The following is a 300-nucleotide window of genomic DNA, read 5'->3' as shown; positions in this document are numbered from 1 at the left end:
CGCACTGCATAAAAGTACGGGAATTTTAACCCGTTTCCCATCGACTACGCTTTTCAGCCTCGCCTTAGGGGCCGACTCACCCTACGCCGATGAACGTTGCGTAGGAAACCTTGGGCTTTCGGCGAGCGGGCTTTTCACCCGCTTTATCGCTACTCATGTCAGCATTCGCACTTCTGATATCTCCAGCATCCCTTACGAGACACCTTCACAGACCTACAGAACGCTCCCCTACCACGGACGCTTACGCGCCCATCCGCAGCTTCGGTTATCAGTTTGAGCCCCGTTACATCTTACGCGCAG

1 rRNA gene is annotated in these 300 nt (G+C 54.7%); it reads right to left on the bottom strand.

Annotated features, from left to right (window positions below):
- Positions 1–300: ribosomal RNA gene (locus CN378_RS23205) — 23S ribosomal RNA — on the bottom strand; the annotation flags it as partial.

The sequence above is a fragment of the Bacillus sp. AFS015802 genome (assembly GCF_002561455.1).
In the GTDB taxonomy this organism is placed as follows: domain Bacteria; phylum Bacillota; class Bacilli; order Bacillales; family Bacillaceae_B; genus Rossellomorea.
The sequence above is the reverse complement of the archived record's forward strand: the minus strand, read 5'-3'. Positions and strand labels throughout refer to the sequence as shown.